This window comes from Nocardia asiatica NBRC 100129, from assembly GCF_000308415.1.
GTDB classification, from domain to species: Bacteria; Actinomycetota; Actinomycetes; order Mycobacteriales; family Mycobacteriaceae; genus Nocardia; species Nocardia asiatica.
Map to the genome: position 1 here is coordinate 1 of NZ_BAFS01000399.1, position 8,475 is coordinate 8,475.

An 8,475-nucleotide genomic window follows, 5' to 3' on the forward strand; every position below is an offset into this window, starting at 1 on the left:
CCAGAACGGCGTGCGGGAGTCGAACAAGCGCCACTGCCTGCGGGTGTCGGCGAGCCAGCCGCGGATGTCGCCGTCCGATACTCTGTCGGCGGCCAGCAACAGCCGCAGCACCGCAGCGTCGACGAGGGGATCGTCGGATGCCACATCGATGATGTCGCCGAGGTTCGCCGCCGCCTCCTGCAGTGACACGGTTGCGGGCCCATCCCGGGTGATGACCTCTATCCATGGGTCACGCCTCAGATCCATTCGCCCCTCAACGCTCGGTGCCAACCCGCGGCGATGCGGGCGAAACAGCATGAGCTGCAAGAATACCCAGGCAGCGGCGAGCACGGATTCGAGGATGAGACTGCGCGTGGTGTCCGTTCGCCGGTGGCTGATGCGGGCGCGCACGGCCGCGTCGAGGTGCGTCAGCGTTGGGCGCCGCGAGATCGTGCGCTGGGCTTTGAACCGTTCACCCTGATCGACTACCACCGCGAGGGATGTGTGACCTGGCTAGCATTCCGGATCCGGCCTGCGGACCGGCGGATCACCCCGGCCCGAGTATAGTTCGGGCGTGCCGCCCAGTTCCGCTGCTCCGCTGGTGCTGCGGGACTATCAGGCCAGTGTCGTCAGCCGGATCGGTGAGGCCTTCGACGCTGGACATCGGCGGCTCACCCTGGCGATGCCGTGGGGCACCGGCAAGACGATCACCGTGGCGGCATTGCTGAGACGCTCACCCTGGCCACGGCGCATCGTGGTGTTCGAACCCACTCTGCGGCTGGTCGTGCAGACCGCTGCCGTGCTGCGCGCTGCCCGCCCCGACGCACGCTTCCACGCCGTATGCTCTTCTGCCGCGGCCGAGTACTGCTCCCCCGCCACCGGATCACACATCCACGGCACGCGCACCGGCGTTTCTGGCGGCCTCGACGCTGAGGACTTGTCGGTAGCGGCTGCAGCTGCTGACCTCGATGTCGTGGTCACCACGGATCCGGACCTGCTCGCCGCCGCGTTGGGCACTGATGAGGTGCCTCACCTGGTGATCGCCACCTACGCATCAGCGGGGGTCGTCACCGAAGCCACCCGAATCACCAGCACTCGGTGGAATCTGGCGGTCTATGACGAAGCCCACCACACTGCTGGTGAGCGCGGCAAACCATGGGCGTTGCCTCTCGACGACCAGGCGCTGCCCGCCGATCGACGTCTCTTCACCACTGCCACCGTTCGCCTGGTCGCCCCGGCCGACGCAGAGGATCCTGACGATGCTGGGGTCGGCCCGGTGGAAGTGCTGTCGATGGATTCGCTCGCCGACTACGGAGTTGTCCACTCTCCGTTGAGCCTTCGCGCCGCGATCGACGCGGGGTACCTGTCGGACTACCGCGTCGCCACGATCGCGATCCGTGAGGCGTCCGCGCTGCGACTACTCGCCGACTATCACAACACCCGCAACCGACATCTCGACATCGCCGATGCCGCGGCCCAATTGGCACTGCTGCGCGCAGCAGAACGAGACCCACACATGCGCTCGGTGTTGGTGTTCCACAACCGCATCGCCACCTCGAGGACGTGGACCGCGCAACTGCGGGCATTGGCGAAAACCACCAAAATCAATGTTCGGGCGTTCCACGTCGACGGTGGATCCGACTCCCGGCACGTCACCGCTGCCCTCCACGCCCTCGCCGCTCCGGGCGAGGATCTGGTTGTTGTTTCCAACTGCAAGTTGTTCGCCGAAGGCGTCGACATTCCCGCACTCGATGCAGTGCTGTTCGCTGCCCCCCGGACCAGCGCAGCCGACATCGGTCAGATCATCGGCCGCGCGGTCCGCCCCCACCCCTCCGGTCCCGGCCGGCGCGCGCTGATCATCGTGCCTGTGCTGCACCGGCCCGGCGACACAGCCTCCACCGAGGACCGCGTTGCTCGCACCGGATACCTCGCTGCGTGGCAGGTACTGACCGTTCTCGCCGAGGAAGACGAGATCTTCTACCGCAGTCTGCTTCAGCACCGCATAGCCGCCGAATGTGGCCCGGTCGATATCGCTGACGACGATGTCCGAGATCGGATTCGGTTCGACACCAGCGACCTTCCTGCCGAGCTGCACAACCTGTTCGTGTTGAGGACGGTGCGCCGCACGACCTCTGGCTGGATTCGTGTCTACTACCACTACCGGCGGTGGGCCGCCCGCGGCCGCGGCGTCCATCCTCGCCGCAGCCTTCGGATTCCCGACCCAGCCAGTCCCGACGGCCGCTATCCACTCGGCGCCCGCGTCGCCTCCCTGCGCGCCGCCGTCGCCACCGGTCGCGTCCCCGACCGCATCGTGCATCTGTTCGACTCCGATCCCCTGCTCACCGGCTGGCGCGACGATCCGGGCAAGGCCAGGACACGGCGTAGCGTCGACCAATGGCTCAATCTGGTAGAGACTCACCTCGCCAGCACCGGCGCTGCCACCATCGAGCCGTGGCACGCCAGCACCGATCCCGCCACCGGCGCCCGCGTCGAAGTCGGCCAGTGGGTTGCCCGACTCAGCACCCGCACCCTGACCCCAGCTCAGCGCCACCGTCTCACCACGCTGCTGCCCCACCAATTCCCGCCGGACAAGTCATAGCGCCACCACGGTCGCGCGAATGTCTCGATCCGCATCTGAGGTCGGCAGACGCTGGAGAACAATCAGTCTTTTCGTAGGTGGGCGATATAGTCCGAGTGTGTACGAGCCAGGGGCTGGGAAGGTGGGCCATGCGCCGAGACCCACCCACATATTTATCGGCCGGCAGGGCGAGTGCGAACAAATCCACGCCTTGTTGCGCGACGGGGCCGCGCTGATCACGCTTGTCGGCCCGGGTGGTATCGGAAAAACCACGTTGGCTGCCGAGGCAGTCCGCCGCTTCGGCAAATCCGATTCTTCTGGCGCACAGGTGCGGTGGGTGAGGCTGGCGCACCTGCCCGCCAGATCGACCTCCAGCGCGGTGGCAGAAGGTATCGCCCGCGCCGTGAACGAGGCCGACTTCTCCGGTCGATCAGCATGGCAGGCGCTGGTCGACACTCTGTCTGACGCAGGAACGGCTAGCCAGCGGACGATCCTCGTGCTCGACAACTGCGAGCACGTACTTCCGGTGCTCGGGCGTATCGTCGCCGACCTCCTCGATTTCGTTCCGGACCTGAGCATCGTGGCCACCAGCCGCGAGCCGATCGGCTGGATCGACGAGAAGTTGATCAACGTTCCGCAGTTGTCCAAGCGACACGCCCTGGAGCTGTTTCAGCAGCGCGCCGAGCTCGCTGATCGCCCGATCAGCGACGCTGACAAAGCGGTCGCCGAGAGAATCTGCCGCCACGTCGACAACCACCCCCTCCACATCCGCCTGGCCGCCGCTCAGTTGCGGCATCAACCACTGGCCGAGATCCTGCAGACGCTGACAGGGAGAGAAAACGACAGCAGGATGGACTGGTCGGCTGGCCCACATGTCGGGGTCGATCAGAGACACCACGGAGTCGATGACGTCATCCAATGGTCCTATGACCTGTGCAGCCAGCAGGAGCGCCTTCTTTTCGAGCGCCTGTCGGTCTTCGCCGCCGGCTTCGACCCTCATCCTGACGATGTCACCGACATCGCGGTCGACGCGGGAGCCGAGCTGGCGGCGATCGAAGCGATCTGCGCGGACGACCCAGACGGGGACGCAGGGACGATTCTGCCGAAGAAGGACATCCCGGGGGTACTCACCCGACTGGCCGACCGGTCGCTGGTGTCACGTCACATCACCGCGACCACGGTGCGATATTCGCTGTTAGAGAGCCTGCGGTTGTTCGCATGGCAACGCTTCCAGCAGCGTTCCACCGAAGAAGTCGACGAACTGGCCAAGCGGCACCTGCACTACTATCGTGACCGCGTCGCCCACGCAGCGGCCAACTGGTTCAGCCCGGAGGAACAACGACTTCTGGACTGGGCCCGCGCGGCGTGGGACAACATCCTGATCGCCATCGAAACCAGTCTTCGGACTCCTGGCCAGGCCATGGCTGGCCTGCAGATCTGCCGCGGCTTGATCGCGCTGCGGGTGCCGTTTGTCCGTGGCTCCATGCGAGACATCAGGCACTGGACCGAGCGCTGCCTCGACGCAATTTCCGGGCTGACTCCACAGCCGATCGAACAGATCATCGCGGCCAAGGCCGCGATCGCGTGGCTGGCGCTACGCCAAGGGCAGTCCGACTACGCGAAATTGATGCTCGAACAGTGCGTCGCTGCTCTTCCCGGTGTACCGAAGAATTGGCGTAAGCAGCCAGAATCCGACCTCGGCCTACCCGCCTACCTCGAGCTGGCGTGGGGCACAGAGCTGTTCATGGCGGATGAAGATCCGCGGGCCATCGCTGTCTTGGTGAGAGCTCGCGAGAAGTTTCTCGCCGACGGCGACTTCGGCGCAGCGATGATGGCGGGCATGTTCGCGGGGTTGGCTGCGGCGCTGCTCGGCACTTCGCAGCAAGCCCACGAAATCTCGCGGCAATGCCGAAACAGCGCCAGCGCATCGGGAGCATTGTGGGCGGAATCTTGGGCAGGGCTGCCTTGGGCAGTGACGTTGACCAAGCACGGGAATCCCGCAGAAGCGCTGACGGTCCTCAAGGCGACGTTGGAACGCCAACAGCTGGTCCGCGACCAATGGGGATCGTTGTGGTCGGTCGAGTTGTCGACCTGGGCCTTGGCACAGATGGTGAGCACGTCGGCGGAGCCGGGCAGCAGAGTTGCGCTGGCCACGAGGATCGCTCTGCTCGCCGGCTGGGCCAAGACACAGAGAAAGACGCTGGGTATTCACATCGCGGCGATGGGCACCTTCGCTCGGCAATCCCAGAAAGCCAGAGTCGTCGGCCGCGAAGCTCTCGGACCCGAGGCGTTCACGGCAGCGGAAGCTCAAGGCACCAAGCTCCGCACGAAACACCAAGAATTGCAGGGTCTGGTGATAGGGACATTGACTGTCGAGGTCCCAGTGGATCGGCTCACCGCAGTCTGGCGGACGTTGACCGACGCGGAACAACAGGTGGCGGTACTTGCGGCAGCGGGATGGAAGTATGCCGAAATCGCCACGCGACGAGGAACTTCTCGCAGAACTGTCGATGCACAGATCCAGTCGATACATCGCAAGCTGCAAGTATCGTCACGTGACAGCATCATCGAACATGTTCCCCGCAACGTCATCGATCAGGTGACGGTCGAAAGCAGTCGACGGCCGACGGGCAACGACCGGAGCGCGCAGCAGTCCACGCCCTGACGCCCGATCACACGGCAGAATTCAGACTGGGCATCGGGCCGGCACACCAAACCGCCACGGAATAGGTCGGCTGACCAAATCGTCGCAGGTCGCCGCGTAGGCGGCGGCGTAGGTGGGCCGTAGGGAAGTCCCTATTCAGCTCACACCAACAGCGTGCCAGGGTCTTTGTTGACCGCTGGACAGATTGAAGATCCCGCACCGGCGCCGCCGAGACGTTCGGTGAACCACTTCTCGGTAGTGCACGCACAACTTCGAATCCGGTGCCCGGGGGAAAGATTCGTACACGGCAGCACCGCGCATCACGGTCACCGACGATCCGCGTGCGGTGCGAGAGCGCTAGGTCAACCGTGTCGGCGTTGAGGAGGAACTGTGAACGGGGGATACATCGAAGAGGCATCCGCCGAACCACCGCAAAAGGTTCTCGGCTCGATGATCAAAGAGCTCCGTGATGCCCGAGCCAAGAAGCAGGCGCAGGTCGCGAGGATGCTGGGTGTCACCGTGTCCTCCTACAGCAAGTGGGAGGAAGGCGCGCGCCGGCCACTGATGAAGCATCTTGCGATGATCTGTGACGTGCTCGGTGCCGAAGCCTGGAAGACGCGCAAGATGATGGCGCTGCTCAACAGCAGTGGCACTTTGTATGGCACGCAAACTCGCACGTGGCCTCTGAGAATCGCCCGCGAAGACATCGAGGTCATCGAAGCGATGCCCTACCCGGCCCTCTACCGGACACTGCCCGAGCAAGACATCGTCTACGCCAACAATGCTTGCCTTCGGGTCTATCCGATGTTCGCCCATCAGCCCTACGACTCTCCTCACCCAGCGAACATGGTCGAAGCCATGCTGACCGACTGGCGGGCGCGGGAACTGTTCGTCGACTGGGAAAGACTCGCTCATCGCTGGGTGTACATGATGCGGTTGTGGTCCCGCGGTGTCGCTGGGCAGCGTCTCGAGGAAATCGTGTCTAGCTGCAGCCACGTGCCCGAATTCGATGACATGTGGCGAAACGAGCCGCCACCACAATCGTTCGCGACGAACCGGATTGCGGTGCGGCGCGACACATATCCAGATGCCCCAGTTGACCACTACGTTCAGCGGGCATGGTTTCCGAACGACCCGCATGGCGAATTGGAGATCTTCGCGACGCCGCCTGTCACGGTGGCAGCGCCAAGCAGTTCCCCGCTCGGCGGATCCACCATCACGCATCACCCGTCGATGGCGTAGGCGCGCTCGTGCGCGACGCGCAATCACGACCGTTCCCAGCAGCCCGCCAGCAGCGAGGCGATCAATCGCGGCGCCGAACGCGCGGCACGACTGCGGGTGCAATCCCTTCTGCCGCGCAGTCAGTTTGAGAACTCAGGCCATGCTGTTTCCGAGGTCGCGCAGGATGGTGCCGAGGATCTCTCGTTCTGTGGCGGTGAGGCGGCAATACTCGCCCTCACACCCATACTGGGTGATGTGCAGCAGGTAGTCGCGTGGATCGCTGCTAGGCAGTTCGCTCGTGCGGACGATCAGCGGAAATCCCGGCGCTTCAGCCAGTTCCATCACAGACTCGCGCTGATAGTGCATTCCCGGGTCGTGCAGTAGGTCGGCGAGTTGAAGCGCTTCGATCGCGCAAACACCGAACCCGCTGCGATCGTCGGAGACGATGTCGATGGTTGTCGAGCGCAATCCGTCACCGTAGACGCGACATGAGCGCTCGATGCTCAGGCGGTAAGGGGAATGGGCCACCTCAAATGCGATGCCCTGGTCTTGATGGCGATGCGGGTGATCGTCGAGGTCGGTGGAGATGACGCAGGCTACGCACCACGGGATACCGCACGTCTCGATGTTGACCGAGACGTTGCGAGTCTGCTCCTCGCAGTCCGCCGAAGCCGGGGGCAGGTTCGTGGACACCGGGATATTCCCTGGGAGCTCAACGGCCCGATGTGAGGCGTGAATCTGCATGGGTACCGACTTCACTAGGGGGTTTGCTGTCAGTTCTTTCATTGGGACTGCAGGCGCGGTGCACACGTCGAGTACTGCGCACCGCAGGCTTTGCCCTAGGGCTCAATGTCGCCGACTATGGTACTGAAGCACAAGATCTTCCACGACTCAACCATTCTCATGCGCTCCCCCGATCTGGTGGGCATCCCTAGTGCTCAATGTTTGCTGCGCACTCTCTAAGCCGTAGCGGCACCAGCCTCGGTCCTGGCACCGAGACAAGTTGCACAGAGGCGAGCAGTCCGATTGTAAGCGCGACCTGCACAATGTGCGTGCAAATGCACGTGCATCGTAGCCGATGGGGACCGCCGGGCATCGGGTGCGCACCGCGGCGCCCGGCCGGAGCACACCTCGGCGGTGATTCGAGAGCCATCTCGCCGCACCATCGACCGAGCAGCATCGGCGCCTACTGGAGGCACGAGGCCGACCCGATGCCGCAGCAACTCCGCACCGGGCGACCTTCACCACTTCCACCAGCTGTGCGCGAAGCCGGTCGAGGACCACTCCGCGGTCGTGACGGTGACCGCCGCCCGCCGTCCCGGCCTCGGGGTGACATGGATGCCTTCACCGACGACATTCCATGCGGCGTCGACCGATGTCAGAGCAGAACCGAAGGCGGCATCCGACCCGACCTGTACGCCCGCATTTCGTTTCACACTTACTGTGCCAACACATATTCCATCGACGTGGACGCGCTAAAAGAGCGTCAAATAATGCGCAGTTATAACACAACGGGTGCGAGTCTTATAGAACCGCACTTCAGGTGTGACAAGACCCTGCTGCAGCCCCGTCGAATTCGTGCGCATTTCAATTAGCATGGTGCACACAACCAAGCACGACCACTTCCTCGCGCGCGGAAAGCAATCGCCCCCGTACCGTGCACACCTTCATCGCCATCCAAACCGAAAGGGCGCATTCATGTTGATCGCCGCCTATCACAACGGCCGCATCCCGGCCCCCTCGCGGCACACCCGCACGGCAGGCACAGACCTCACCGGACCGGCGGTCTGAGGATGCCCGGTGATCACGATCTGGATGTTGCGGTCGTAGGCGCCGGCTTCGGTGGGCTCGGCATGGGGGTAGAGCTCAAAAGCGCCGGCTTGCATCGATTCCTCATTTTCGAGTCAGGGGCCGAAGTCGGCGGGGTGTGGCGGGAAAACACCTACCCCGGATGCACATGCGATGTTCCCTCCCACCTGTATTCGTTCTCCTTCCAACCGTATACAGATCCTCGAGTACGCTTTCCCAGCCAACAGGCAATTCACGACTACCT

At 63.9% G+C, this 8,475-nt stretch carries 7 protein-coding genes; 4 read left to right on the top strand and 3 right to left on the bottom strand.

The features are described from left to right. Positions 1-297: type I-E CRISPR-associated protein Cse1/CasA (locus ON27_RS45005; RefSeq protein WP_306306965.1), on the bottom strand; the 297-nt coding region annotated here is incomplete at its 3' end. A 256-nt stretch (positions 298-553) separates the two neighbouring features. Here ON27_RS45005 and ON27_RS30205 point away from each other — a divergent pair. From ON27_RS30205 to ON27_RS30215, 3 genes are all read left to right on the top strand, one after another. Continuing rightward, the gene (locus ON27_RS30205) at positions 554-2,578 is read left to right on the top strand and encodes a DEAD/DEAH box helicase family protein (RefSeq protein ID WP_083887888.1); all 2,025 of its coding nucleotides are present in this window, start codon (positions 554-556) and stop codon (positions 2,576-2,578) included. A 121-nt stretch (positions 2,579-2,699) separates the two neighbouring features. Continuing rightward, positions 2,700-5,222, top strand: coding sequence for an ATP-binding protein (locus ON27_RS30210; protein ID WP_169334544.1), 2,523 nt, complete (start codon positions 2,700-2,702; stop codon positions 5,220-5,222). A gap of 369 nt (positions 5,223-5,591) precedes the next feature. Then, the gene (locus ON27_RS30215) at positions 5,592-6,443 is read left to right on the top strand and encodes a helix-turn-helix domain-containing protein (protein ID WP_043735341.1); all 852 of its coding nucleotides are present in this window, start codon (positions 5,592-5,594) and stop codon (positions 6,441-6,443) included. Between the two features lie 132 nt (positions 6,444-6,575). On the opposite strand, the gene ON27_RS30220 is transcribed toward ON27_RS30215, so the two are convergent. Both ON27_RS30220 and ON27_RS45010 read right to left on the bottom strand, forming a co-directional pair. Further along, complete coding sequence (locus tag ON27_RS30220; RefSeq protein ID WP_043735343.1) at positions 6,576-7,115, bottom strand: hypothetical protein; 540 nt, start codon at positions 7,113-7,115, stop codon at positions 6,576-6,578. A gap of 1,022 nt (positions 7,116-8,137) precedes the next feature. Continuing rightward, on the bottom strand, positions 8,138-8,308 hold the full coding sequence (locus ON27_RS45010) for a hypothetical protein (protein WP_245560346.1): 171 nt from the start codon (positions 8,306-8,308) through the stop codon (positions 8,138-8,140). Here ON27_RS45010 and ON27_RS41730 point away from each other — a divergent pair. Then, the coding region (locus ON27_RS41730) for an NAD(P)-binding protein (RefSeq protein WP_245560344.1) at positions 8,276-8,475 on the top strand (200 nt) is incomplete at its 3' end. The two genes, ON27_RS45010 and ON27_RS41730, sit on opposite strands and share 33 nt — an antisense overlap.

Bases quoted from the DNA above. Each gene is read 5' to 3' on its own strand.
- ON27_RS45010 (WP_245560346.1), bottom strand. From the start codon at position 8,308: ATGCAAGCCGGCGCTTTTGAGCTCTACCCCCATGCCGAGCCCACCGAA.